At 58.0% G+C, this 24447-nt stretch carries 25 protein-coding genes and 4 pseudogenes; 8 read left to right on the top strand and 21 right to left on the bottom strand.

Going from position 1 to position 24447, the window contains the following annotated elements:
* Positions 1 to 129 precede the first annotated feature (129 nt).
* Positions 130 to 699 (top strand): recombinase family protein, encoded by a 570-nt coding sequence (locus ACG873_RS03615; protein WP_394890483.1) that lies wholly within the window; start codon positions 130 to 132, stop codon positions 697 to 699.
* Positions 700 to 758: 59 nt separating this feature from the next.
* A pseudogene (locus ACG873_RS03610) lies at positions 759 to 1331 on the top strand (tyrosine-type recombinase/integrase); the annotation flags it as partial.
* A 105-nt stretch (positions 1332 to 1436) separates the two neighbouring features.
* Here ACG873_RS03610 and ACG873_RS03605 read toward each other — a convergent pair.
* The 4 genes from ACG873_RS03605 to ACG873_RS03590 are packed head-to-tail and all read right to left on the bottom strand — an operon-like array spanning position 1437 to position 4287.
* Positions 1437 to 2159, bottom strand: coding sequence for an amino acid ABC transporter ATP-binding protein (locus ACG873_RS03605; protein WP_394890482.1), 723 nt, complete (start codon positions 2157 to 2159; stop codon positions 1437 to 1439).
* Complete coding sequence (locus ACG873_RS03600) at positions 2140 to 2796, bottom strand: amino acid ABC transporter permease (protein ID WP_394890481.1); 657 nt, start codon at positions 2794 to 2796, stop codon at positions 2140 to 2142. Before ACG873_RS03600 ends, ACG873_RS03605 begins: the two co-directional genes overlap by 20 nt.
* Entirely contained in the window at positions 2793 to 3464 is a 672-nt protein-coding gene (locus tag ACG873_RS03595) for an amino acid ABC transporter permease (protein ID WP_394890480.1), read from the bottom strand. The genes ACG873_RS03600 and ACG873_RS03595 overlap by 4 nt, the downstream gene beginning before the upstream one ends.
* A gap of 40 nt (positions 3465 to 3504) precedes the next feature.
* Complete coding sequence (locus ACG873_RS03590; protein WP_394890479.1) at positions 3505 to 4287, bottom strand: transporter substrate-binding domain-containing protein; 783 nt, start codon at positions 4285 to 4287, stop codon at positions 3505 to 3507.
* Between the two features lie 403 nt (positions 4288 to 4690).
* Here ACG873_RS03590 and ACG873_RS03585 point away from each other — a divergent pair, with 403 nt between their 5' ends.
* Entirely contained in the window at positions 4691 to 4903 is a 213-nt protein-coding gene (locus ACG873_RS03585) for a hypothetical protein (RefSeq protein ID WP_394890478.1), read from the top strand.
* 82 nt (positions 4904 to 4985) lie between these two features.
* Here the strand turns inward: ACG873_RS03585 and ACG873_RS03580 are convergent, their stop codons facing one another.
* The 3 genes from ACG873_RS03580 to ACG873_RS03570 all read right to left on the bottom strand — a co-directional run bounded on the left by ACG873_RS03580 (position 4986) and on the right by ACG873_RS03570 (position 6513).
* The gene (locus ACG873_RS03580; protein WP_394890477.1) at positions 4986 to 5420 is read right to left on the bottom strand and encodes a MucR family transcriptional regulator; all 435 of its coding nucleotides are present in this window, start codon (positions 5418 to 5420) and stop codon (positions 4986 to 4988) included.
* 25 nt (positions 5421 to 5445) lie between these two features.
* A complete protein-coding gene (locus tag ACG873_RS03575) occupies positions 5446 to 5730 on the bottom strand; it encodes a hypothetical protein (protein ID WP_394890476.1) in 285 nt (94 codons plus the stop codon).
* Positions 5731 to 5761: 31 nt separating this feature from the next.
* Positions 5762 to 6513, bottom strand: a protein-coding gene (locus ACG873_RS03570) for an IS5 family transposase (RefSeq protein ID WP_394890475.1) whose coding sequence is annotated in 2 segments (ribosomal slippage) — positions 5762 to 6183 and positions 6183 to 6513 — 753 coding nt in all. Because the reading frame shifts where the segments join, the coding sequence is not laid out codon by codon here.
* A gap of 95 nt (positions 6514 to 6608) precedes the next feature.
* Between ACG873_RS03570 and ACG873_RS03565 the strand changes: the two are divergent.
* Both ACG873_RS03565 and ACG873_RS03560 read left to right on the top strand, forming a co-directional pair.
* Positions 6609 to 7271: pseudogene (locus ACG873_RS03565) on the top strand (IS110 family transposase); the annotation flags it as partial.
* Between the two features lie 123 nt (positions 7272 to 7394).
* Positions 7395 to 7820 (top strand): class I adenylate-forming enzyme family protein, encoded by a 426-nt coding sequence (locus ACG873_RS03560; protein WP_394893332.1) that lies wholly within the window; start codon positions 7395 to 7397, stop codon positions 7818 to 7820.
* 313 nt (positions 7821 to 8133) lie between these two features.
* Here the strand turns inward: ACG873_RS03560 and ACG873_RS03555 are convergent.
* Positions 8134 to 8250 (bottom strand): annotated as a pseudogene (locus ACG873_RS03555) (DUF6118 family protein); the annotation flags it as partial.
* Between the two features lie 151 nt (positions 8251 to 8401).
* Here ACG873_RS03555 and tnpA point away from each other — a divergent pair.
* Positions 8402 to 8815 (top strand): IS66-like element accessory protein TnpA, encoded by a 414-nt coding sequence (gene tnpA / locus ACG873_RS03550; RefSeq protein ID WP_394890473.1) that lies wholly within the window; start codon positions 8402 to 8404, stop codon positions 8813 to 8815.
* Entirely contained in the window at positions 8812 to 9114 is a 303-nt protein-coding gene (gene tnpB, locus ACG873_RS03545) for an IS66 family insertion sequence element accessory protein TnpB (protein ID WP_394890472.1), read from the top strand. Before tnpA ends, tnpB begins: the two co-directional genes overlap by 4 nt.
* Here tnpB and ACG873_RS03540 read toward each other — a convergent pair.
* Together ACG873_RS03540 and ACG873_RS03535 are read right to left on the bottom strand one after the other, a co-directional pair.
* A complete protein-coding gene (locus tag ACG873_RS03540) occupies positions 9105 to 11189 on the bottom strand; it encodes a recombinase family protein (protein ID WP_394890471.1) in 2085 nt (694 codons plus the stop codon). The two genes, tnpB and ACG873_RS03540, sit on opposite strands and share 10 nt — an antisense overlap.
* Positions 11190 to 11192: 3 nt before the next feature.
* A complete protein-coding gene (locus ACG873_RS03535; protein ID WP_394890470.1) occupies positions 11193 to 11537 on the bottom strand; it encodes a hypothetical protein in 345 nt (114 codons plus the stop codon).
* Between the two features lie 172 nt (positions 11538 to 11709).
* Between ACG873_RS03535 and ACG873_RS03530 the strand changes: the two genes are divergently transcribed.
* Positions 11710 to 12402, top strand: a complete 693-nt coding sequence (locus ACG873_RS03530) for an IS66 family transposase zinc-finger binding domain-containing protein (protein ID WP_394890469.1) — start codon at positions 11710 to 11712, stop codon at positions 12400 to 12402.
* Here the strand turns inward: ACG873_RS03530 and ACG873_RS03525 are convergent.
* The 11 genes and pseudogenes from ACG873_RS03525 to ACG873_RS03475 all read right to left on the bottom strand — a co-directional run bounded on the left by ACG873_RS03525 (position 12368) and on the right by ACG873_RS03475 (position 24193).
* The gene (locus ACG873_RS03525; protein ID WP_394890468.1) at positions 12368 to 13840 is read right to left on the bottom strand and encodes an NAD-dependent succinate-semialdehyde dehydrogenase; all 1473 of its coding nucleotides are present in this window, start codon (positions 13838 to 13840) and stop codon (positions 12368 to 12370) included. The two genes, ACG873_RS03530 and ACG873_RS03525, sit on opposite strands and share 35 nt — an antisense overlap.
* A 17-nt stretch (positions 13841 to 13857) precedes the next feature.
* On the bottom strand, positions 13858 to 15078 hold the full coding sequence (locus ACG873_RS03520; protein ID WP_394890467.1) for an iron-containing alcohol dehydrogenase: 1221 nt from the start codon (positions 15076 to 15078) through the stop codon (positions 13858 to 13860).
* 285 nt (positions 15079 to 15363) lie between these two features.
* On the bottom strand, positions 15364 to 15627 hold the full coding sequence (locus ACG873_RS03515; protein WP_394890466.1) for a hypothetical protein: 264 nt from the start codon (positions 15625 to 15627) through the stop codon (positions 15364 to 15366).
* Positions 15628 to 15767: 140 nt separating this feature from the next.
* A pseudogene (locus ACG873_RS03510) lies at positions 15768 to 16427 on the bottom strand (ABC transporter substrate-binding protein); the annotation flags it as partial.
* A 189-nt stretch (positions 16428 to 16616) separates the two neighbouring features.
* A complete protein-coding gene (locus ACG873_RS03505) occupies positions 16617 to 17585 on the bottom strand; it encodes a branched-chain amino acid ABC transporter permease (protein WP_394890465.1) in 969 nt (322 codons plus the stop codon).
* 10 nt (positions 17586 to 17595) lie between these two features.
* On the bottom strand, positions 17596 to 18468 hold the full coding sequence (locus ACG873_RS03500; protein WP_394890464.1) for a branched-chain amino acid ABC transporter permease: 873 nt from the start codon (positions 18466 to 18468) through the stop codon (positions 17596 to 17598).
* A 12-nt stretch (positions 18469 to 18480) separates the two neighbouring features.
* Complete coding sequence (locus ACG873_RS03495; RefSeq protein WP_394890463.1) at positions 18481 to 19185, bottom strand: ABC transporter ATP-binding protein; 705 nt, start codon at positions 19183 to 19185, stop codon at positions 18481 to 18483.
* Complete coding sequence (locus tag ACG873_RS03490; protein WP_394890462.1) at positions 19182 to 19952, bottom strand: ABC transporter ATP-binding protein; 771 nt, start codon at positions 19950 to 19952, stop codon at positions 19182 to 19184. Before ACG873_RS03490 ends, ACG873_RS03495 begins: the two co-directional genes overlap by 4 nt.
* A 588-nt stretch (positions 19953 to 20540) precedes the next feature.
* Positions 20541 to 21338, bottom strand: a complete 798-nt coding sequence (locus tag ACG873_RS03485; RefSeq protein WP_394890461.1) for a helix-turn-helix domain-containing protein — start codon at positions 21336 to 21338, stop codon at positions 20541 to 20543.
* Positions 21339 to 21886: 548 nt separating this feature from the next.
* Positions 21887 to 23050, bottom strand: a complete 1164-nt coding sequence (locus ACG873_RS03480; RefSeq protein ID WP_394890460.1) for a PLP-dependent aminotransferase family protein — start codon at positions 23048 to 23050, stop codon at positions 21887 to 21889.
* A gap of 144 nt (positions 23051 to 23194) precedes the next feature.
* Complete coding sequence (locus tag ACG873_RS03475; protein WP_394890459.1) at positions 23195 to 24193, bottom strand: Ldh family oxidoreductase; 999 nt, start codon at positions 24191 to 24193, stop codon at positions 23195 to 23197.
* Positions 24194 to 24447 lie beyond the last annotated feature (254 nt).

Genomic DNA, 24447 nt, shown 5'->3' with positions numbered 1-24447 from the left:
ATCTGATCGGCCCTGGAAAGGGGGGTGTGCGCAACACATTTGCTGCCGCAACAGATACAAGCACTTATGGGGTGCAAAACCCTGTTGCAAAACGAAAAGCATTGGCAACAAGATTAAGCGTCACTTCTCATGCTCATCGGATACGCTCGAGTTTCCAAGACGGAGGATCAGGATATCGATCTGCAACGGCAAGCCCTCAAGGCCGCCGGTTGCAAGCGCATTGCCGAAGAAAAGGCTTCCGGCGGCCGATGGGACCGCCCTGAACTTCACCGTCTGCTCGGAGAGTTGGATAAAGGCGATGTCGTCGTCGTCTGGAAACTTGACAGGCTATCGCGGTCCTTGCGGGACATGCTGCTCATTCTCGATAAGATCGAAGACGCCGGGGCAGGATTCCGCTCCATCACCGAGGCAATCGACACCACAAAACCCGCTGGCCGCATGATGATGCAGATGCTCGGATCTTTCGCTGAATTCGAGCGGGCCATGCTTCGCGAACGAACAAGAGCGGGGATTAACGCTGCGCGTGCGCATGGCCGGGTGGGCGGACGGCAACCTAAACTTACCCAGCCACAGCGCGAGGAAGTTCGAGCTATGCTCGCTGCGGGGCGCTCGGGCGCCGATATTGCTCGCCTGTTTCGCGTACACCGAGCAACCATCAGCCGCATCAAGGACGAGCAACGTACAGTAACCCGATCATAGACGCGCGCTTTGATTGTTCCTCAACTTGGCCGAAATTCGAGCTACCCGCTAACCGGGCCGTCATGGCCGGTATCCGGAACACCCACGCCGCCCCGCCCCGGCAGAAGGAAGCCATCTTGCCGGAAGACCTGATCGCCATGCTGGAAACGCTCGACAGAGGAACCCTGCGCGGCCTTCGCGACCGGGCGATGCTGCTGATCGGTTTTGCCGGCGGCCTACGCCGCTCGGAACTCACCGGCCTGGACCTGGGCCGTGACCAGACGGAAGATGGCCGCGGCTGGATCGAGATCCTCGACAAGGGCGTGCTGGTGATGCTGCGCGGCAAGACTGGCTGGCGTGAAGTGGAAGTCGGCCGCGGCTCGTCGGATGCGACCTGCCCGGTCGCAGCCATCGAGACATGGATCAAATTCGCCAAACTCGCCAAAGGTCCCCTCTTCCGCCGCGTGACCGGCCAGGGCAAGGATGTCGGGCCTGATCGGCTCAACGATCAGGAGGTGGCTCGCCTCGTGAAGAAGACGGCGGTCGCCGCCGGTATCCGTGGCGATCTTCCGGAGATCGAGCGGGGCCTGAAATTCTCCGGTCATTCATTGCGCGCCGGGCTTGCCTCATCGGCCGAGGTCGACGAGCGCTATCAAATCCAACCAGGCGCTCGAGAATGTTGACGGCGGCGCTCGACAGTTCATTCACGATGGGGACTCTTCGTTAAATTGGATGTGTGGTTGCGGCTCTGCCATATACTACTGCCCAAGAAACTGCCTCAACTCCGGTGTCTTCGGTGCGGTGAATATCTCCTCGGGAGGCCCAACTTCGTGGATATGGCCCGCGTGCATGAACACAACACGGGTGCATACGTCGCGTGCAAAACGCATCTCATGGGTGACCATGAGGAGCGTCATTCCTTCTGCGGCAAGGTGCTTGACGACGGCGAGAACCTCCCCGACGAGTTCAGGATCAAGGGCCGATGTAATTTCATCGCAGAGCAGGATTAGCGGCTCCATAGCAAGAGCCCTTGCTATCGCCACACGTTGCTGCTGCCCACCTGACAGTTCGCTTGGGCGCGCGTGTACTCGTGCGCCCAAGCCTACCTTGTCTAGCATCACGTGGGCTTTCTTCTGCGCGATTTCACGGGCCACCCCACTTACGACGCGGGGACCCAAGGCAACGTTGTCGAGCGCTGAGAGATGCGGAAAGAGGTTGAATTGCTGGAAGATCATTCCGACCTTTAATCGTAGCCTCTTAAGCGACTTTTCTTCCTGAATCAGGCGGACACCATCCAAAGTCACGTCGCCCGATGAAGCAACCTCCAATCCGTTCAGGCAGCGTAGAAAGGTCGATTTCCCTGATCCACTTTTGCCGATTATAGCAATGACTTCTCCCCTGTCGACGTCGAGACTAATGTTCTTTAGGACCTCGGCCTGACCATAGGATTTTCGTAAGTGATTAATTTCCAGAAGTGCCATTCAACTTCCTTTCGATATGAAAACTGGACAGGGACAACGGCCAGCAGAGCAGGAAGTACAGTAACGCCACGAGGCCGTACACCAAAAATGGCTCGAAGGTATTGTTGCTAATTACTGAACCGGCTTTTAACAAATCTGTGAAGCCGATGATCGAGGTAAGGGCCGTTGCCTTTACTATCTGCACGAGAAAACCAACCGTTGGCGGAATGGAGAGGAGTATAGCCTGAGGAAACACCACATAAATCTGCGTTTGATACCAGCCCAACCCCAGACTCGCGGATGCTTCTCGTTGGCCATCGGAGACAGCTTGGACGCAGCCGCGCCAGATTTCAGCGAAGAATGATGCAGACCATAACGTGAGGCCAAGAGTCGCCGCGAGCCAAGCAGGAACGTCGATTCCAAAGAGGGCGAGCCCGAAGAACGCCAGAAAAAGCTGCATCAGGAGCGGCGTCCCTTGGAATATCTCAATGTAAAATTTGGCGAGGCTGCGAGTGAACAATCCTCTGCTGATCCGCATAAAAAGGATAGATAATCCGACCACGCTGCCGAAGACAAACGTGACAAGCGATAGCACGATGGTCCATCGCGCCGCGAGGATTAGGTTCCAGAGGATATCCCAAAATGTGAAGCCGCTCACTGTGCCGTTCCTTTGTAAAAGAGGAACCGCCCAAGCAGGCTGAGAAAATATCGAATTGCAACAGCGAGTCCGAGGTAGACGATCGTCGTTGCTAGATATACCTCGAATGCACGGAAAGTCCGTGACTGAATGAAGCTTGCTGCAAAGGTTAGATCCTCCACGGATATCTGCGATACGACGGCCGAACCGAGCATCACGATGACGATCTGCGAAGAAAAGGCGGGCCACGTTCTATTCAAGGCTGGGAGTAAGACAATATATAGAAACGCTTGGTTCTTGCTCATTCCCAGGCTGGCGCCCGCCTCCCATTGACCTTTAGGGGTCACCTGAATACCAGCACGTATGATTTCACAACCGTAAGCGCCAAGGTTGATAGTCATCGCAATGTAGGCTGCCGTAGCCTCGTGCAACTGCAGACCCATCTGTGGCAAGCCAAAGAAAATGAAGAACAGCTGAATGATAAAGGGCGTATTCCGGATAAACTCAACATATGAGCCGACCACGAACCTCGTCCAGGGCCCGCCCAGTGTGCGAATCCACGCACACAGAACAGACACAATAAAGCCCAGCGAGCCACCGACCCATATCAAGGTGACAGTGAGTTTCAAGCCGGATATCAGAACACCGATATATGAAGCCATCCAGCTGTAGTCGAAAATATAGTGCACCTGATTTCGCTCCGCCTGGCGATGCGCATCGCGCGTACGTTTACAGATCGTCAGGCAGGGGCTCACCCAGCCATTTCTCTGAGATTGCGTTCAACGATCCGTCAGCCTTCATCTCCGTCAGAACGGCATCAATCGCCTCTCGCAGCGGAACCTCACCCTTGGGAAGGCCAATATATAGGGGCGACCGATTGATTATGAATTTGACCTCGGGCACCCGGACCGGGTTCTTCTTAATTAGAGCCTTGACAGCAAGATCTACGGTTCCGATGGCATCCACCTGGCCGGACAAAAATGCCGAGGTGGTTTTGTCTTCGTCTTCAAACCTTTTGATAGTTGCGTCCGAGGGCACAATCTTGGATAGCTCGATGTCGATGATTGTACCTCGGGTGACGCCAATTGTTTTGCCCGATAGTTCTGCGGCATCGTTGATCTGGATATTGGACGGGGCGAACACAGCATTGAACATCAACCCATACGGCTGAGTAAAATCCAGAACCATTTCACGCTCAGCCGTTTTCCCCAGTGTCGAAACAATTATGTCGACCTTGCCGGTCTGAAGAGAGGGGATGCGGTTGGCGTTGATAACCGGTACGAGCTCAACACCGAGGCCCAACTTCTCACCGAGGTGATTGGCGACGTCAACGTCATACCCCATAGGCTTCATGTCCGGTCCCACGCCACCGAACGGTTGAAAATCCTCGCCGACGGCAACCCTCACCACGCCTCTTGACTTAATGTCGTCAAGTACACCAGCCGTCACAGCGGTGCCAACGCCACAGAGCGTAACAAATGCTGCGCACGCAACGATGTATAGGCGATTCATTCGGTAGCCTCCATTTTTGAGAAGAGTGTCACTTCATCGGTATGTGAGCTTGTTTTATTTTCGAGCTAACGTATACTTTGAGAGGCAATTTAGTTGCGCTCGGCGAAGTCGGTCGCTCGACAGAATGTAAGCATCGTATTTAGCGGATATTGGCACTCGGCCAGGCGATTGTCTTTTACATTCAGGTCCCAAATTGCAGGAAAAGGACGCTAACAACACACTTAGAACGGTATGACTTTCGTTCGGGGAAATGTCGTACTTTGCGCTGAAATGCAGCGGCGATTGCGATGATCTTCGGTCCGGAGTCCGGTTTTTCGAACGCCAATGGTCGAGTTGTGAGCTACGACAAAAAACGTCGTGCGGTATTCTGACGTGCCGTTCGGTAGTTGTCGCACTTAGGACCGTGGAACAATATCCAGACCGTGCGATCGACTGCCAGATATCGATCGACGAAGCGTTCCGCGATCTGTGGGAGAATGTCGCAGCAGCCGGGTGGGGAGCGGAAGAGATCGCCAGCGCGATCTATGAGCTGACCGACAACCACCTGACCGCACTACGCGAGAATGCCGCCATCGATCGCCTACTGGCGGTTCTTCGGAAGGCGCCGTACGCATGATCGGCGAGGCTGGCCGCCGCCACTCGTCGTCCGGTTGTGATGCTTGGGCACTCGCCGCCGCTGGATGAACTCGAGCGCTCCATCATTGGCTCGCGCGCTTTTTAGAAGAGCTTCGCGATTTCTGCCGACTTTGCTTGCGACCAAGGCCCATCTCTTTTGCGAGCGCAGACCGGGCCGCGGCATAGTTCGGAGCGACCATCGGATAGCTTGGATCAAGGCTCCATTTCTTCCGATACTGTTCCGGTGTAAGGCCGTAGTGGGTCATCAAATGGCGCTTCAGTGATTTGAATTTCTTTCCGTCTTCGAGACAGACGATGTAGTCGTCGTGAACCGATCTCTTAGGATTAACAGCGGGCTTTGACTTTTCGATTTGCTCTGGCTCCCGCGCCGCGCCACCTACGCGTCCCAACCCCGAATGAATATCTGCTATTAGGCCAGGCAGTTCGCCGGCCGGCACCGCGTTGTTGCTGACGTAGGCCGAAACGACATCTGCCGTCAGCTCGATTAGAGTATCCACCGCATTCTCCCCTTTTCCGGCGTCCCTATCGCCCATCCTTGGCCAATTGATAGCTGTTGTGCGCGCCGCCGGGCAAGCGCCTCTCATTGCCTTTTGGCGACCGGATCAGCCCGATTTTCTTACCGCCGCATTTGGAACAGACGAGCAATGGCACAAGATCGTCATGCATTGCGCCATGATCAGGTCCAAGACGGTCGCGCAGCTTCGTCATCTCCAGAACTTGACGATGGTGGCACCGCGAGTTGTGGCAATAGGCGGTAAGAGTGTCGCCACTGTCGATGAACGACTGGATCGTTTCACCTCGCGCCATGCACTGCTTCCTGCCTAAGGCCTGTTGAGATTCATCTGGAGTTTATGACGGCTGCGGCGAGATGGATGATGGCATTGAAACTCTGGTCGGTTTTGTCGGCGCGCATGGCGATGCGCTTGAACTCTTTGAGCTTGCAGAAGAAATTCTCGATCAGATGACGCCATTTGTACATCTCGGCATCGAGCGGCAAGGGTTTGGTTCGACGTGGATGCTGAGAAATGACGATCTTGGCGCCGCGCTCGTCGAGGTCGGCGATGATGGTGTTGCTGTCGAAGGCCTTGTCTGCGATCAGAGCGTCGAAGGAGAGGCCGTCGATGAGCGGCGACACGCCGACCGTGTCGAAGCGATGGCCGGGCAAGAGGACGAAGCGGACCAGATTGCCGAGCGCGTCGGTGAGCGCGAGGATCTTGGTGGTCATGCCGCCCTTGGAGCGGCCGATGGCCTGGCTCTGAGTCCCCCTTTTGCGCCCTGGCCGTGGCGATGGACCTTGACGATGGTGGCGTCGACCATGGCGTACTCCATGTCCGGTTCGTCCGAGCAGGCTTCGAAAAGCCGAATGAAAACATCGGCTTTGACCCAGTCCCGATATCGCTTGAAAACGGTGTTCCAGTTGCCGAAGAAGGCGGGCAGGTCACGCCACGGGCTGCCTGTGCGCACGACCCACAGCACCGCTTCGATGAACCGCCGATTGTCGCTGCCGCTTCGTCCTGGGTCTGTCGGCTTGCCAAGACAGTGCGGCTCCATCTTCGCCCACTGGGCGTCAGTCAATACGAATCGTTCCATCCGAAGCTTGATGAGGTGGACGCCCCCTCACGCCGGCATCGATGTGCCTTAAGGTGGCCGTTGATGATCGGAACCACCGAGGAAGGAGCGTCCGCATGAAGATTACAACGATTGGGCTCGACTTGGCCAAAAGCGTATTCCAGGTTCATGGTATTGCCGATGACGGCACCGTCGTCGTGGTGAAGAGGCTGCTCAGGAAGCAGATGATCAAATTCTTCTCCACGCTTCCGAGCTGTCTGGTCGGCATGGAAGCCTGTGCCACGGCGCATCATTGGGCTCGAGCCCTGGCTGCGCTGGGGCATGAGGTCAAGCTGATGCCGCCGGCCTACGTCAAAGCCTATGTGAAGCGAGGCAAGAACGACGCCGCAGATGCCGAGGCGATCTGCGAAGCCGTCCGGCGCCCGACCATGCGCTTCGTTCCGGTCAAGACGCCGGAACAGCAAAGCATCCTGATGGTTCATCGGACCCGAGCTCTGATCGTGCGCCAGCGCACCATGGCGGCGAACGCCTTGCGGGCGCATCTGGCGGAGTTCGGACTGGTCTGCAACCCGGGTGTGGTGAACCTCATAAAGCTAACGCGCGCCGTCTTCGACGAGCATGATCCGCAGACCCTGCTTCCTGAGATGGCGAAGGTGGCGATGTCGACGCTGGTTCGTCGGCTCCTCGAACTGGAAGACGAACTGCGGAAGCTCGACAAGGTTTTGCACGAATGGCACCGCCAGAACGAAGCAAGCCGGCGCCTGGCCGCCGTTCCTGGCAGAAAACTGCTCGCCTCGGTGGGCCAGGCTCCTTATAGCGTTTCAATCAGGATCGTCGACGATGAGGGAAAGGAGTGTCCGCTCGAAACTCCAGGCGAGGTCCTTACCTGGACCGATACCCATATGGCGGGCTACTGGAACAATGAGAAAGCGACGCGCGACGCAATACGTGGCAACTGGTACCATACCGGCGATGTCGGTTATCTCGATTCCTCCGGATACTTGTACCTAGTAGACCGTAAGAAAGACATGATAGTCTCCGGCGGCGAGAACATCTACTGCCGCGAAGTCGAAATGGCCATCGGCGCGCATCCGCGCGTTGCCGAGGTAGCTGTCGTCGGGATACCGGACAAAGTATCGGGAGAATCGGTTCTCGCCGTTGTCGTAGCTGAGGGAGACGTGTCGGGGGACGAGATCATCGAACATTGCCGCTCCTTGATCGCCAGCTACAAGAAGCCGAGACGCGTCGAATTCGTGGACCGCTTGCCACGCACTGCGACTGGCAAGATCGATAAGGTCGCGCTAAGAGCCGCTTACCAGTCCGCCTGATATTTCTCAACCCGTCGTAACGCCTGCCTATGCCTGCCGGAAGGGGCCACGCTTTTCCGTCTTCGAGGATCAGTTCGCGCTCCGACTTTGTCAGATGGACGAATAGGATGCGATTAAGTAACAGGCGCGGCGTCAGTCCGCATAGAACACCTTCAAGGTGGCGACGGCCGCAAGCAGCGGATCGTGCCGGCTCCGGGAGTGGAAGGCGAACCTCTGAAGAAACGCGCCGGCATATTTGCGGGCGGTCGATGACCGCCTCGCGCTCAAGGTCGGACGCCCGGCGCTCGAGCGCGAGCGCGGCGGTTCTCACCAGGCCGTCGCCGCCATGCTCGAGGACGCGCGCGTAATGCTCCGGGCCTTTTTGCAGGATGGGCGATTTCTCGACCGCCTCTAGCCGGTTCTCGACCACGGCGAGAAATTTGACGATCTTGCTAAGGTCGGGGCCGTAGTCGGGCGGCTGCTGATATTTCTCCTGCCTGTCGAACGTAAGCGCCCGGTGATGACCGCCTTCCGTGGCGAGGCTCGGATCGGATAGGGGTCGGGCTCTGGACGCTTAAGATAGTGTCCACGAGTGGGGCTTAATGGACACGATCGCGACGGATGGAGTGGCAGGCCAAGATTTTCGTGGCGAGACAGCGCGCGCGCGCCGGCGCAAGTCATATACCCTCGAAGAGAAGCAGCGGCTGGTGGCGGAGAGCTATGAGCCTGGCGCGTCGGCGTCGCTGGTGGCGCGGCGGCACGACATCAATGCGAACCTGCTGTTCACGTGGCGGCGACAGATGCGCCCGCCGGCGTCGGCGACTTCGCCGTTGGAGCTGATCCCGGTCGAGGTCATCAGCAGCGCGCCAACTGCCTCTCCAGCTGCGGTGGCCGGAGCGGAACAGCGCGGCATGATTGAGGTTATCTTGGTCAGCGGTGAGCGCGTGCGGGTGGACGCCGCGGTCAGCGAGGCGGCGCTGCGGCGGGTGCTATCTGCTTTGAAGGCGTTGACATGATTGCGCCCGGGTCTGGGGTGCGGGTCTATTTGGCGACGCAGCCGTGCGATATGCGCAAAGGGATGAATGGTTTGGCCGCCCAGGTCCAGAACGTGCTGGCCGCCGATCCCTTCTCGGGGGCACTGTTCGTGTTCCGGGGCAAGCGCAGCGATATGTTGAAGATCCTGGCTTGGGACGGAAGCGGGCTGTGCCTGTTCGCCAAGCGCTTGGAGCAAGGAAAGTTCGTCTGGCCGCCGATCGTGGCGGGTCGGCTGCAGCTGACGCCGGCCCAGTTGGCCTTGCTCGTCGACTACCCATAACAATACCCCTCCTCGTGAGGCTGATCTTCCCTGAGATCGACGTGATCGATACCGTGTTCGCGCAGCTTGCCTATGGCCTGCATGGCCGCTTCTTCGTCCGGAAAGAGATAGCGGCCGGCAGGATCGAAGAACGTCAGAAGCTTGCCGCGCCGGAGTTGGGTGTAAATCCATTTCGGCGGGATGCGCAGTCGCGTAGCCAGCTCCGTGACGGAAAGCCGTCCTTCGATCTTAGGCCACCGGGTGCGCTGCCGCGTGGTTTTGATGTGATGGTGAAGACGAACGCCTCGCACGGTGCTGGGAAGCACGGCATCGACGCACCGTGGTGAGCGGTGACCTTCAGTGGTGAGGATGCGCGCGATCTCATCGTCATAGACGCCTTTGGCGGCCAATTCGCAGATCCGCCGTTCCATCTCGTCCTGGCGCGGCAGCGCGGCCAGGCCATTGACGGGCATCATGACTGCGAGTTCTGTCGTCGCACCGCCGCGCCACACGATGCGCACCTCGGCCCGGTCGCGGGCGCCGCGGCGCATGACGACCTTGTCGATCAGGCAGCGCAGCAGGGCCTTACGATGCTCGCGAGGCGTCGCCGGATCGACCCAGATCGTGGGCAGCCGCGCTCCCAAAGCCACGACCTTTGCCCGCAAGCGTTGATCGATGCCGAGCGGCTCGGGCAGCGAGGCGTCGGTCTTACCCTTGAGCGTCTCTTCAGCCTGTCTCAGTTCCAGTAGCGCCTCTTCCCAACGCCGCTCCAGCTCGGAGGCGACGAGCCGGTTATCCGGATCGACCCGATTGAACTGGCGCTCAGCGAGAGACGCCTGGTAGCGCAAGCGCTGAATCTGCTGTTCCTGGGCATGGCGCAGAGCGTCGTTGGCGCGGCGGCGCATCTTGCGCGCTTTGGCGAGTGCCTCGATCTCGGCTGGCGCCACGGCTTCGAGGAATGCGGCTGCGACCTGGCGGTCGATCGGCGCGGCCCGCAGGCACTGGCACTCCGGCACGTCATGCTGTTGGCGCAGATGATTGCAGACATACTGGCTGCCGCCTTTGTAGCGCACGACCATCTTGTGCCCGCACTCCCCGCACCAGGTGATGCCGTGCAGCAGGGCAGCACCGTCGCGCGGCACACCGCGACCCTTGACACGCAGATAGTCGCTCCGGTTGTCGCGCAGGATGGCCTGGACCTTCTCGAAGGTCTCCCAGCTCACATAGGCGGGATACTTGTCCTTCACGACGATCCTCCATTCCGGCATCGGCCTTGGCGTCTTCTGCGGGTGCCCGGATGGACCGGGTGGCCGAAGGCGCTTGCGGCCGTAGACGAACGCCCCGGCATAGGCCGGATTCTTCAACATGTCGGTCACTGCCGGGATCGTCGGCCGCCTCCAGCATACCTCGCCATGCCGATCGCGTCGCGGCAGCGAGAGGTTGCCGGCGTGCAAAGCCCGCATCACCCGCACGGCGGTGCGTAGAGAAAGGAAGCTGTCGAAGACCAAGCTGATGCGATCCTGCACCTCCTGGTCCGGATCCTTGGTGACGACACTGCTGGGATCGCGCACGAGGCCAGCTGGCAAAGGCTGCGCCAGTTCACCGCGTTCAGCCTTGGCGAGCAGGCCGGCCGTCAGTCGGCCGCGGATGGTGTGCAATTCCAGTTCCGAGATCGTCCCCTTCAGGCCAAGGAGAAGCCGGCCGTTGGGCGTGCCGGGATCGTAAATGCCGTCCCGGTCCGCGATCAGGCAGCTACGGTGACCGCAGACATCAAGAAGCGGATACCAGTCCGAGCAATTGCGGGCCAGCCGCGTCACCTCGATCGACAGGATGAGGCCGATCTCCCCAAGAGTGACGCGTGCGACCAGGTCCTTGAAGCCCTGCCGGTATGTCGCGGCGGCACCGCTCAGACCAAGATCGATATCGATGACGTCGATATCGGCTTCATGCCACCCGAGGTCGCGGGCGCGCTGGCTGAGCGCGTATTGCAGTCGCAGACTTTCCTGGTTGCTGATCACCTGATGCGGGCTCGACTGGCGAATGTAGACGACCGCCTTGCGTTGCAGATGGTGCGTGGTGATGAGATCCGAGCTCATCGCTCACCTTCCCGAGCGTTGACGCGAGGTCGTCGACGACCGCCCGCCGGAGCGTGGACGGCAGCGTGCGCCAGACGTCTCGGGGCTCGACAGGCATGCGCCCTCGCTTGCCTCGGCCACCGCCACCAAATCTTCCAATGCTTCGACGCTGAGCTTCGTGCGCATCGTGCGCGGCTCTTCGAACGCTCCGATATCCGTGACACTCAAAGGCAACAGCAGCGTGAGGCCGAATCGCCATTCCACGCGCACCATGCGGGCAGTGCACGACTCGCGTATGACAGAGACAACCTGAAAGCGTCGCCGATAAAGCGGATGGGTCGGCTCGACGACCTCGACCTCTGCCGACAACGCCACATCAGCGTCAGTATCAGGGGTATTCCTATGTCCCCTCGCTTGAAGGGATTGATTGGCGACGGACCGCCGCGCCGGAACCGGTCACGCGCCCGGAAGCCATCTAAATAAGTTCCTGATTCCAAGCATTTATCCTCGCCCGCGAGTCATGACTTTGCTATAAGCCGGCATGTCTCTCGCCACTGCGGAATTGCCGTCGGATCCGGACGCGCTGCGTGCGTTCGCAGCGGCTTTGCAGGCCGAACTCTACGCCAAGACGCTGCATATCGAGAAGCTGAAAGCCCAGCTGGCGACGCTTCGGCGCGCGCGCTTCGGCCAGTCGTCCGAGAAGCTCGATCGCCAGATCGATCTGCTCGAGTTGATCATCGGCGACCTGGAGGAGACCGAGGCCGCCAACGAAGCTTGCCACGATGTGACTGCGGCAATGCCAGGCGTGATGCCGAAGCCGACCAGGCCCCAGCGTGTGGGCAATCGCCGGCCGCTGCCCGATCACCTCCTGCGCGAGGTCATCACACACACCGGAGCCTGTGCTTGCCCGGCTTGCGGTTCCGAGCGGCTGCGCAAGATCAGCGACGATGAACGCGAGGTGCTGGAATATGTGCCGTCACACTTCAAGGTCGTCGTGCATGTGCGGCCGAAACTGAGCTGCCGGGACTGCGAGGCCATCACCCAGCCGACAATGCCGAGCCTGCCGATCGAGCGCGGTAGGCCAGGCCAAGGATTGATCGCCCATGTGCTGGTCTCCAAATATTGCGACCACCTGCCTTTGAACCGACAGTCCGGCATCTACGCTCGCGAGGGCGTCCACCTGGATCTATTTCCGTCACTCACCAGGAAGTGGCTATGTACTTCGCCTCGGTGAATTCCAACAGCCCGTGATGGCTGCCTTCGCGACCAAGCCCGCTCTGCTTCACACCGCCAAAGGGTGCTGCGGCATCTGAAACGAGCCCACGGTTCAACGCTATCATCCCGCTCTCGATCTGTTCGGAGACGCGAAGGCCGCGAGCGAGATCTTTTGTATAGATATAGGCTACGAGGCCGTACTCTGTCTGGTTAGCCAGAGATATGCCTTCTTCTTCGGTTTCGAATGCAACGACCGGGGCGACCGGTCCGAAGATCTCTTCATTCAGGATCGCGGCATCTGCCGAAACGTCCGTCAAAACGGTGGCCTCGTAAAAAAAGCCTTTGCCCTCCCGCGCTTTTCCGCCGGTCATTATTTTGGCCCCGCGAGCTATGGCATCTTGGACAAGCGACGCCACCTTGTCTCGGCTGCTGGCATTGACCAGCGGACCGAGTTGCGTCGAATGATCGTAGCCGATGCCGACCTTCATCGCCCCCATCCGCTCGGCAAGCTTCGCAGTAAATGCCTCCAGGACTCCGCGTTGAACATAGAAACGGTTAGCGGCAGTACAGGCCTCACCGCCGTTGCGCATCTTTGCGATCATCGCCCCATCGACGGCAGCATCGATGTCGGCGTCATCGAACACGAGAAACGGAGCGTTACCACCCAACTCCATCGAACAGCTGATGACCTGATCCGCGGCCTGGCGAAGTAGTATTCGACCAACTTCGGTAGAGCCCGTGAAAGAGAGTTTGCGGACGCGCGGGTCGTGTAGCATGGCTGCGATGACAGGACCGGATTTGCTAGTCGTCACAACGTTGACAACGCCTGCGGGCACCCCAGCTTCAGTCAGGATCTCGGCGATAGCATAGGCAGTCAGAGGCGTCTCCGTCGCGGGCTTCAAAATGCAGGTGCAGCCGGCAGCCAGGGCCGGTCCAATCTTTCGCGTTGCCATCGCCGCAGGAAAATTCCAGGGGGTGACCAGGACGGCGATACCTATGGGCTGATACTGAACAATGATACGATTATTTCCACTCGGCGAAACCGATATCTCGCCGTTCAGGCGTACGCCCTCTTCGGCATACCATCGAAAGAACTCCGCAGCGTAAGCGACTTCGCCACGAGCATCCGGCAACGCCTTGCCGTTCTCGCGAGAGATCAGTTCGGCAAGCCACTCTGCTTTCTCGGTCATGAGCTGGAAGGCTCGCATGAGGATATCGGACCGTTTGCGAGGAGAGGTCGCCGACCACGTCTTCGCAGCGACGGCAGCCGCGTCGACTGCTTTGATGCCATCCTCAACAGTGGCATCTGCAACCGACGAAATGACGTCCTCGGTTGAAGGATCAGAAACGTCGATCCGAGCGCCTGAAGCAGAAGGCTGCCAAGCGCCGCCGATAAAAAGGTCGTATCGAAGGATGACGAAGTCAGCTGTCGCGGACGCTCGATTAGCTTGGGACATGGTACACCTTTTGATTTTCAGGTTCGGAGGTGATCACGATCGCCGCTAAACGATGCTGTCGCGATCTTTAGCAGCGCCGCATGATCCAATGGGCGACGATTGTTGTTAACGAGACGAGCCGACAGCAGCGATTGCTCGGCAACCCAGTTGAGCTGCCCCTCGGTTATCCCGAGGTCAGCGATTGTCGCCGGAATCCCGATATCCGCGAAGAGTTTCGCCACGAGGTCAATCGCGAGATCGGCGAGCTTTTCGTCATCAGTTCCGCTGGCGCCGAACAGTCTGGCGATTTCAGCAAACTCAGGTGTGGAAACGGGTCGATTGTATTCCATGACGTACGGCATGAGTGTCGCCACGCCCAGGCCATGAGCAGTTTTGGTCAAAGCACCTATCGGATACTGGATCGCGTGTGCTGCCGCAGTTCCGGCGACGCCGAACGCCAGACCTGCGGCCATGGCGCCATACATAACCTGCTCTCTGGCCTCGGAATCACTGCCTTCCGATACTGCCTTCTTGAGGTTGCCCGCCAGCGCTGCGATCGCAACACGCGCTTGGGCATCGCTCTGAATGTTCTTCCCAACGAATACCTGTTTCAACGCCAGTTCAGGAGCAAACGGACGCTTTATTGCAGTGAAAGCCTCGATCGCATGCGTCATAGCGTCAGCGCCGGCGATAGCAGTCAGCTTCGGCGGGCAGGTGAGCGTCAACTCAGGATCGCAGACAGAGATTTCGGGAACGAGGTAAGGGCTGGATATTCCAACTTTCGTTTTCCGTGCAGGATCACCAAGGACCGCGACAGGGGTGACCTCGGAGCCGGTCCCTGCCGTCGTCGGTATGGCAATCACAGGGAGAAGCGGCGAAGGAACTTTGAATTCGCCGTAGAAGATGGAGAGGTCGTCGCCGTGTTTCAGGACCAGAGACACGAGTTTCGCGAGATCCAGGCAGCTGCCACCGCCTATGCCGACTATGACATCAGGATTGAAATCCTTGGCCACACCAGCTGCCTCGTGAATGCATTCCAGGGGAAGTTCTGCGACGGTCCGCTCATAGGTCTCGATCTGAATTCCGGTACCTCGTATCGCCTCCACGAGTGCCGAAAGCTTTGGATCTTGCTGAAGCCGCTCGTCGCTGCATAAAAACGCGCGGGTGCCGAACTGCCGGACGATCACAGGAACAGCATCACGCTGACCGCTGCCAAAATAGATTGCTCTCGGACTGCGGATCGTTCCGTGGATAGCCATTGCAAACCGTTCCAATTCTGATGTGTTAAGCGCCACGCCCAGCGCGCGGAGCCTTTGACTGTTTGAAACGCCGGTGGAAGGCTCTGTCGGCGTCCGCGTGTCCTTAGCTGTTGAGGTCGTCACAATTTCGCGATGGCCTAGACAATGCTCCCCGCGCTTCGCGGTGCTCGCTATGTCCGCACGAATGGAGCTCCGCAAGCGCTACCGTTGACGCTTTTCAGCGGACGCTTATTCGAAGCGGTTCCCCGTGGCAGATCTTGCCTCGGGAAACCGCTTCCGGAGGAGTCACTTCATTGTCTGCACGAACTCGAAATCTTTCGCTCCGATCTTGAAGAGCGCATAGTTTCCGGGCACGTCTCCGTTCTCATCGAATTTGAGGTTGCCGGACGCAGGCTTGTAGTCGATTTCCTTGCCGGCATCGATCAACTCCTTGGCCTTCTTCCACTCGCCGACGAGGATGGGCTCGCCCTTGCCGCCGGTGACTGAGCGAAGTGCGGCAGGAAGCTTCGACTTGTCACCGCCGGTCTTCTCGATCGCGAGCGCGACCATGAAGATCGCGTCATAGGCGGTCGCCGTCGAAAAGGCGTTCGGATCGCCCCCGAACTTCCTGAACTGTTCGCTGAAGATCTCGAGGATTCCGACTCCTCGCTGACGGGAGAAGAAATATGGACGTTGCTCAGGTTTTCCGCGCCGATTGTCTCGATCAACGCGGCAGCCTTCATGCCTTCACCACCGACGTAATTCTTGAAGAAATCGTTGGCGATGCTTTCGCGCAAAATCGTCAATCCGGACGACGCGCCGTAATCGATCAGAAGGAGCGTATCAGCGCCTTCCTTCGCAAGTTCGGCCAAATCGGAACGGTAGGATGGCTTGTTTTCTTCGTGGCCAGCATACCCAGCGATCTTGCCGCCCTTTGCTTCGTACTCAGCCTTGAAGGCTTCTGCGAAACCCTTACCGTAGTCGTTGTTGATGTAGGAAACGGCGATTTGCTTCACGCCGCGCTCTAGCAGCGTTCTCGCCAAGACCTGACCTTGGTACGAGTCGGACGCCATTGTGCGGAAAATGGTGTCGTTGTCCTTCAAATGGGTAATCGCTGGCGACGTCCCGTTCGGCGTCACCACCAGGATCCCCGCGGGAATGGTCACCTGGTTCGCCGCAGCAAGCACCGAACCCGAGCACCAAGGGCCGACAATCGCAATCGCGCCTGACACGTTGATCGCCTTGGTAGCGGCGTCGGCAGCGGTTTGAGGCGTGCAGCCATCGTCAAATACTGCTCCAATGAGCTTTTCACCCGAAAGGAGCCCACCCTGCTCGTTGATCTGCTTCACCGTGAAGTCGTAGGACTTCATGATCTCCGGCGCCAAAGCCGCCGCTCCGCCGGTTATTCCACCAAGGAGGCCAATGGTCTTGTCTGCCTTAGCGGGCGAAGCCAGTGCGGTAGCGCTCAAGAGCGTTGCGAGGACTGCGATACACTTTTTCATGCCAATCTCCATTTTGTTCCCCAATCCAAGGGTCGTTCATTCGCAGGATGTTCGAGGTTATTCTGCTCGTTCGTTTTCCTTCAGATTCTTTATAGGCAGCCTCGACAGTGGCTCGGGAAGTATTCCCTCCGGCCTGAACCGAAGAACCAACTGAAGAAGCAATCCGACTAGAAATATTCTCCCGTATTTTGCCTGCAGGGAGATCGCAGTTGGAAGCATGTCGGTGAGAAACTCCGACGCCGACCAAATCATCCAGACAACAACGACGCCGAGCAAAGCGCCCCTGTTGTTTCCGGAGCCGCCAAGGATGACCATGATCCATATGAGGAAAGAGGCAATCATTGGATCGATCGCGTCTGGAGTAATCGAGCGCCCCAGATGCGTGTACAGAGCGCCGCCCAAACCCATGAAAGCCGCACCCAAAACGAAGGCTTGGAGACGGCGGTATGGGACATTCTTTCCCATAGCGGCTGCCGCGGCTTCGTTGTCGCGGATCGAGCGCATCATGCGCCCCCAAGGCGACTTGGATTGATGCTCGACCAGCAGGTACACGGCCAGTACGACCGCTGCCGCGAGTCCCAGATACGCGAGTTGCGATTGAAAGTAGGGGAGAGATCCCCAAGGGCGCGGGACGTCGTTGATGCCGCGCGTTGACCCTGTCAACCAATCCTCGCTTCTGGCGATGAGACGGATCGTTTCAGCGACGCCGATCGTGACAATGGCCAGGTAGTCGCCGCGGAATCGCAGGCAAATCTTCCCGACTGGCCACGCCACGAGGGCGGCTACCGCCATCGCGCCAAGGATTCCGACCGGGACCGGGAGGTCAAACCCTCCGACCCGGTCAGCAGCAGCCGGAGATGTCAGGATCGCGGTGACATAGGCGCCAATGGCGAAGAACCCTGCGATGCCTGCATTGAACAAGCCCGCATATCCCCACTGCACATTGAGGCCGATCACTAGGCACCCGTAGATGCACATCAAGATCGCGAGGTAGATCGGGTAGTTTAGAAAGGCAATAATATCCATTGTTCGCTCTCTAGAGAATTTTGCCTTTGAACAACCCAGTTGGGCGAATAATTAGGACCAACAGAAGTATTGCGAACGAGCTGACAGCTTTGTACTCGCTCGGGATAAACATGACGGAGAGTTCTTCGACGATACCGACGATGAGTCCGCCAGCGACCGCACCCTCGATCTTTCCGACTCCGCCCAAGATTGCTGCCGCAAAAGTCGGGAGCAGGATGTGCCATCCCATCATCGACTTAAGTTCTGTATTGATTCCGAGGAAATAACCTGACGCTGCGCAGAGCCCGCCGGAGATGAACCACGTCAGGGCAACGACCTTGTTGTTGTCTACGCCGGAGAGAAGGGCGAGATTTCGGTTGTCGGACATCGCGCGCATTGCTTTGCCCCACTTCGTTTTTGCGAGGAATGCCAGCAGCGAGACGACGAGAACGAAGACTGTTGCCAAGGTTGAGATCTCGATCGGCTTTATTTTAAGCCCGAACCAGTTTTCTGGCCTGGAGATCCCGTTGGAGTAGAGGCGCGTATCGACACCCCAGACGATCTGCACACCCGACCGGATCATCAGGGCAATTCCGAGGGACGAGATCGTCGTCAGAATCTTGGGTAGGGCTCGCAGGTGCGAGTAGAACAACTTGTCGATGCCTACGGCGATCAAGCCTGTGGCGCAGATGGCTAGTGGGAGCGACGCATAGGTTGGCAGACCGAAGATTGTTGTGCCCGCCAGTGCCAGAAATGCGCCTGAGGTTGCCATGTCGCCATGCGCAAGATGCGCGTGGCGCATGATCGAAAAGACGAGCGTGATGCCGATGGCGCCCAATGCGTAGATCGAGCCGATCACAATTCCAGGAACGAGATAGAAGTTGATGAAGGTGATGAATTCCATGTTGGATGCCGCCTATCCACCCAAGAACATTTCGGCCACGGCGCGATTCGCCAGCAACTCGTGCCCGGTGCCGTGATGTCGGTTTCCGCCGGATGCCAGGACATAGCCTCGATGAGCAAAGGCGAGCGCCTGCTTCGCATGCTGTTCGACCAGAAGGATCGCTACGCCTGAATCCCGAACGTCACGGGTAATCTGGAATATCTGCTCCATGTATTTTGGTGACAGACCCGCTGTCGGTTCATCAAGCAGGAGCACTTTCGGATCGAGCATGAGGGCTCGACCCATCGCCACCATCTGGCGTTGACCTCCCGAAAGACTGCCTGCTGGCGTCCTTCGTTTGGACTTCAAGTCCGGGAAAAGTTGGTAAACACGGTCTGCAGCGGCGGAAAAGTCGCCACGCTTGAGGAACGCGCCCATTTCAAGGTTCTCGTGGACAGTCATCTCCGAAAAGATGTTGTCGACCTGCGGGACGTAGCTGACGCCAGCTTGAACGATCTTGTTGGGTGACCAGCCGGTGATGTTGACGCCGCCTGCGACAACACTGCCCTCTCTGATCTTCAGAAGGCCGAAAACGGCCTTCATCGCGGTTGATTTCCCGGCTCCGTTCGGACCGACGATCACCACGATTTCGCGTGCAGCAACTTCCATGGAAACGCCATGAAGAACGTCGGCGTCACTGTATCCGCCCCTGACTTGTGTGACAGTCAGGAGGCTCATATTGCGTCTCCAACTGTTTCACCGAGATAAGCTTCGAGAACTCTCGGATCAGATCTGACCGTGTTGAAGTCGCCCTGAATGAGGACAGCCCCTTCGGCCATACAGAAGATCGGGCCACACAGCTTTTGGATCATCTCCATGTCGTGTTCGATGAGAACGAAGGTGTACCCCCTGTCCTTGTTCAGAAACTGGATCTTCTCTTCGAGCTTGCGCAGGAGAGTCCGGTTGACGCCCGCTGCCGGCTCGTCGAGCAAGACTAGCTTCGCGTCGGTCATCATCGTCCGACCAAGCTCAAGGAGCTTTTTCTGCCCTCCGGACAGACGACCTGCTCGCTCATAGGCAACATGCGTAAGCTCAAGAAACTTCAAGGTTTCCCACGCACGTCGGTAGGTTTCCGCTTCCTGGCGCGCGACTCGTCGCGGTGAAATCCAGTTGTTGAGCAGTCCCTCTCCCAGCTGTCTAGGAGGCACCATCATCAGGTTCTCTACAACCGTCAGGTGTTGAAACTCGTGGGGTATTTGGAAAGTCCTGACGAGGCCCTTATGAAAGCGTTGGTCGGTTGAAAGACGGGTGACGTCCTCGCCTTCGTAGATGAACTGGCCCGACGTACACTTGAACGCACCGGCAATGAGGTTGAACATTGTAGTTTTGCCAGCGCCGTTCGGACCGATTAGGCCGGTAATCTCTCCTCTTGTTATGGAAAATGTGCAGCCCCGTACCGCACAGAAAACGCCAAAATGCATCGTGATATCGTTGCATTCAAGCATGGCCTCCGAGCCGTTACTCGACTGGCCGCTCTGACTTGGTTGGGAAGGGCTGAACATTGATACTGACCTGCAATAGTTCCCGAGTGCCGGCAACGATCACAAGCAGCCGAGTCGACAATGGCAGTGTTGTCGCAACATGCAGTCGTCGGCGCAGGCGGGATCATCACTCAGCAGGCGGTTGGTCCGCCTTTGTTAGGGAGACCTTAAACTGCATTCTTTTTTTAAGCTTCCGCCAACCGGACCAGAATATCATCAAACCGCCATCTCAAACGGCGCCCTAAAGTGCCACGGCGCAAACAAAAAAGCCTGTGTTGCGCGCTTGTCTAAAAGGAGAAAATCTTGGTCGCTGCTCGCGACCGGAGACGACGCGAGCGCGTGCACTCAGGCGATCAAAGCTGTCGGGTCTAGCGCATGGTCTTTCTGGCGGTCACCCGCCGCGAACAGGCCGAAATGAGTACAAATAGCTGGGGAATCCCTGACAAACCAGTTCGAGCCGTTCACAGATCCGAACGAAGGTCCGGGGGTTCTGCCAAACGCATCGACTTCATCGAGATAGTGCCACCCATTCCAACGAAGGCGAGCACCCGGTCAGTTCTGACGATTAAATTGCCGCCATCTGGTTGGCGTAACACCCACCTGGTTTTTCATCGCGACGGTGAGATGGCTCTGACTGGCGAAGCCACACTTAGCCGCAATCGTCATGCAGTCGAAGTCTGAGTTTAGAAGCAAGAGCTTGGCGCGATCGATCCGCTTCTGCATTAGCCAATGATGAGGCGTTTCACCAATTTCAAGCGCGAATGCCCTGCCGAAATGCCGGCTGCTTAGTCCCGCGACCCTCGCCATATCGACTACATTGATGCTTTCCTCGATCTCGGCTTCGACGAATTCGAAGACCCGCTTCAGCCTGCTCGGAGACAGTGCGATTTTCTGATTGAACTCCGCAGTGCCGGCCCGCTGCAGGAGCATGCTGAGCATTGTAGTCAGCAGCCCGTCCGCCAAAAGGTAGTCAGTCCGCAAGGATGCCTTTGACACCTGCCATAACTTCAGCATCAAAGACTGAAGGAAGGGATCCTCAAAAGTGTCGGTCGACAGGGGCAGGAATGCATCGCCAAAACTTGCCGGCGTCGAGGTTCCAAAGACGCGCTTCAGCGTCGACGTGGGAACGACCATCAACAACAAGCGACGCGTGCACTCAGCCTTCCAGGCGCTTGCAGTATTAGGTGGCAACGCGAAGAAGCTGCCAGGTGTCCAAGCGCGCTTGTTCCAACCGTCGCCAACGTTCCAAAGAACCTGCCCGGGCTTGACTATCTCGAGGGGGAAGGACAGTACCAATTCAGGCACATCGGGGTCGACGTAGTCGTGGGGGCCGATCTCGGCTAGCATCATTCGACAGCGAAGTTTTCCCGGAGAGCTTCGATGTTCCTGCGGGAATGCCGAGTAGCCAGAGGACCTGTAGTAGTCCGCGTAACTCTGCCATCTTGCCTCAGACGTAGTTTGCATAGACAACCTGCCGAGTGAGATGCACACCTAAAAATGTCAGCAAGGGCGCTGAACCCAGGGGCTTCATCCTACAAGGACGCTTCGGCGAAGACAACTCTAGCTAGGACTCGGATTTCATCGAACGGTCATAATTTCGCAGGCGAGACGTCCTTTCCGTAAAATTCAGGCCACAAAAGGCCCTCTTCGTTTTTGGGTGTTACGCAGGAAGGCTTTGCAAGGAAGCTAACGGGTGCCCACAAGAGAGTTCTCATTTTCTGACTAAAGCCGCAGTTCAGATGACGTTCTTGACGCGGCTATGAGAGGGTTGGTCCACTACCCAGGACGACTCTTATCGATAGCTGTCGGTGCGGTGGCCAAACCGTGCGACCGGACTGAAGCCGTCGACGTTTGATTTGCAGCACACGTGCGCCCGAAACGCGATGCGGCACATATTCTCAGCGGCCTTGCTTCAGAGCTTTTCCCAACCTCGTCAGACCCTCGGTCAAAAGTTCATCTGACTGCAGCGAGTAGCTGAGGCGGGCATGATTGGCTTCTGCTTCGAGAGGATAAAACGGCGCGCCGGGAACATAGGCGACTTTTGCGACCGGCAACGCCGTTTCCGACATGAACTTCGCTGCGTCGAAGCCCCTTTCAAAGGTAAGCCAGGTGAACAGTCCGCCATGAGGATCCGTGCACTCCACCTCTTGCGGGAATGTCTGGCGGATAGTTTCGAGCATCAGGTCCTTTTTGCGCCGATAGGTCCGTCGTATCTCCTGAAGAAGTTCGTTCACATCGTATTCCTCCAGGAAGGTCGAGACCGTGAACATGTTCAGTGTGCTTGTCTGCGTATCTGCAGCCAATTTAAGCAGCCCAAGGCTTTCGATAATCTTCTTGGATCCCGCAGCCCACCCAATCCGCAATCCCGGCGCTAGCACCTTTGAAAAGCTTCCGAGATAAATCACCCTGCCTTCAGTATCGAAGCTCTTGATCGGCGGGACCGACGTGCCCTCGTATCTGAGATCACGGTAGGGGCTGTCTTCGACAATGATAAAATCAAACTCGTTTGCGAGTTCGACCAAACGCTTGCGCCGTACGAGCGTCAAGGTGACGCCAGTGGGGTTATGAAAGTCGGGTGTCGTGTACAGGAACTTCGGTGCGCCGTTGCGCTTGAGCGTTTCCTCCAGGTGGTCGACACTCATTCCAGAAGCGTCCATCTCGACACTTTCGTAACGCGGCTGGCATGGGTTGAACGCGATCATGGCGCCGAGAAAGGTTGGATGCTCCGTTATGATCAGATCGCCAGGATTAATCAGCATCTTGGCTACGAGGTCCAGGCCTTGCTGACCGCCTTGCAAGATCAGGATTTCGTCCGCTGTGCACGGTGCGCCTTCGCCCGTCATTTTCTGAGCAATCTGGGCCCGCAGATTCGGGATACCGTTAGAAACCGTGTATTGCAGCGCGGATCGGCCATTGTTCTTAAGCGTCCGGTTCACGATCTCCCTGAGATTCTCGACCGGAAAGAGCATGGGGTCCGGGTAGCCGCCAGCGAATGAGATAATCTCCGGATTTTCTCCGAATTGAAGAAGCTCCCGGATTGCCGACGGCTTCACCAGTTTCATTCGGTCTGCATAGCTCACGAGCACGTCGGCCTCCCGAGGATGTTGATTTCTTGGTTTGGTCTTTTATCCCCGCTCTTCCGGAGGCTCGTCTGCCCGCGAGGTACCTTCTGCGGGCGCGCGCTTTCCTAAGAAGAGCCAAGGAGTTCACGCAGCGGCTGACGCGAGATCCTGAAGCTTTCGCCAGACTTCGTCGGCAATTGGGATCCCGTCGGTCAAACGCTGCTCGCGACAGGCCCGACCACGTTCGCCCGGAATGAGTACCGCACCAAATCCTTCAGCGGGCGCGGTTGACCGGATTGCGTCCAGGTAGCCTTGAAGATCCCGATGGGGACCTTTGATGACGATGAAGATGTCGCCCTTGTTGCAGACCTGATCTTCATCAAGCGTGCCGCGCACATCGCGCCCGATCGCTGTTCCTGAAAGACTGGCCACGATCAACTCGAAGGCCAGTCCGAGCGCGTAGCCTTTTGCTTGTCCGAACGGTGCGATTGCGCCCTTCTTCGCCGCATGCGCATCGGTGGTCGGAGAACCATTTTCATCGAGAGCCCAGTGATCGGGAATCGGAACGTTGCGCAAGGCGTGATCGTGTATTTCGCCCATCGACACGACACTCGTGGCCGTATCCATCATGAAAGGCTTGCCGCCGGTCGGTACGCCGATTGCAATCGGATTGGTTCCGATCATGGCCTGGCGCGCGCCCCATGGGTGCACAAGTGCCTCGCTGGTGGAGAGAGCGATTGTCGAGAAGCCGACAGCAGCGCAACGCTCGACGTACCAGCCAAGCATTCCGATATGATTGGAGTTCTTGATGGCGGCTAGCGCGATACCCGATGCGGACGCGCGCTCCATCAGCGCATTCAACGCATGGTTGGCAACCACTGGACCGAGGCCTCGCTCACCGTCCACTTCGAGGAAGGATTGCTGTCTCCAGGTATGTTTTCCTTCAGTATTCGGATTGGCCACGCCATTACGAATCCGCCGCACGATGCGCTCAAGCCGCAACAGGCCATGGGACGGAACGCCACGAAGCTCGGCTTCCAGAAGAAGATCGACTTGCTCGATGGCGAAGGCTTCCGGGACATCGACTTGCTTCAGTGCAGCGAGCGCGGCGGATCGGATTTCAGCAAATTGGAGTGTCGGCAAGTGGGTAATCCGTTGAATAGCTAGGACCAAGCAGCGAACGCGCAGGACCCCACAATTTCGGCGCTCTGAAAGGCGTCCTCGGTGGGTATTCTTGCCGCGCACCAGGGCTGAACACATCCATCCGTAGCAGGTCTTCCGTTCCCTGTTTTGCTTGGAACACCTGAACTTTTCATCACGCGGACTTGCTCGACACGGCTCGGACAAAGCTCCTGGCGGTTCGGCGGCATGGGGTCGAGTGGCCGCGATACGTGCTG

The sequence above is a fragment of the Allomesorhizobium aridi genome, assembly GCF_043769475.1.
Classification (GTDB): domain Bacteria; phylum Pseudomonadota; class Alphaproteobacteria; order Rhizobiales; family Rhizobiaceae; genus Allomesorhizobium.
The sequence above is the reverse complement of the archived record's forward strand: the minus strand, read 5'-3'. Positions and strand labels throughout refer to the sequence as shown.

Bases quoted from the DNA above. Each gene is read 5' to 3' on its own strand.
- ACG873_RS03505 (WP_394890465.1), bottom strand. From the start codon at position 17,585: ATGGATATTATTGCCTTTCTAAACTACCCGATCTACCTCGCGATCTTG.
- ACG873_RS03540 (WP_394890471.1), bottom strand. From the start codon at position 11,189: ATGAGCTCGGATCTCATCACCACGCACCATCTGCAACGCAAGGCGGTC.
- ACG873_RS03530 (WP_394890469.1), top strand. From the start codon at position 11,710: ATGTCTCTCGCCACTGCGGAATTGCCGTCGGATCCGGACGCGCTGCGT.
- ACG873_RS03575 (WP_394890476.1), bottom strand. From the start codon at position 5,730: ATGGCGCGAGGTGAAACGATCCAGTCGTTCATCGACAGTGGCGACACT.
- ACG873_RS03615 (WP_394890483.1), top strand. From the start codon at position 130: ATGCTCATCGGATACGCTCGAGTTTCCAAGACGGAGGATCAGGATATC.
- ACG873_RS03605 (WP_394890482.1), bottom strand. From the start codon at position 2,159: ATGGCACTTCTGGAAATTAATCACTTACGAAAATCCTATGGTCAGGCC.
- ACG873_RS03520 (WP_394890467.1), bottom strand. From the start codon at position 15,078: ATGGCTATCCACGGAACGATCCGCAGTCCGAGAGCAATCTATTTTGGC.
- ACG873_RS03515 (WP_394890466.1), bottom strand. From the start codon at position 15,627: ATGGTCGCGCTCGCGATCGAGAAGACCGGCGGTGACAAGTCGAAGCTT.
- ACG873_RS03485 (WP_394890461.1), bottom strand. From the start codon at position 21,338: ATGATGCTAGCCGAGATCGGCCCCCACGACTACGTCGACCCCGATGTG.
- ACG873_RS03560 (WP_394893332.1), top strand. From the start codon at position 7,395: ATGGCGGGCTACTGGAACAATGAGAAAGCGACGCGCGACGCAATACGT.
- ACG873_RS03495 (WP_394890463.1), bottom strand. From the start codon at position 19,185: ATGAGCCTCCTGACTGTCACACAAGTCAGGGGCGGATACAGTGACGCC.
- tnpA (WP_394890473.1), top strand. From the start codon at position 8,402: ATGGACACGATCGCGACGGATGGAGTGGCAGGCCAAGATTTTCGTGGC.
- ACG873_RS03590 (WP_394890479.1), bottom strand. From the start codon at position 4,287: ATGAATCGCCTATACATCGTTGCGTGCGCAGCATTTGTTACGCTCTGT.
- ACG873_RS03525 (WP_394890468.1), bottom strand. From the start codon at position 13,840: ATGTCCCAAGCTAATCGAGCGTCCGCGACAGCTGACTTCGTCATCCTT.
- ACG873_RS03480 (WP_394890460.1), bottom strand. From the start codon at position 23,050: ATGAAACTGGTGAAGCCGTCGGCAATCCGGGAGCTTCTTCAATTCGGA.
- ACG873_RS03490 (WP_394890462.1), bottom strand. From the start codon at position 19,952: ATGCTTGAATGCAACGATATCACGATGCATTTTGGCGTTTTCTGTGCG.
- tnpB (WP_394890472.1), top strand. From the start codon at position 8,812: ATGATTGCGCCCGGGTCTGGGGTGCGGGTCTATTTGGCGACGCAGCCG.
- ACG873_RS03500 (WP_394890464.1), bottom strand. From the start codon at position 18,468: ATGGAATTCATCACCTTCATCAACTTCTATCTCGTTCCTGGAATTGTG.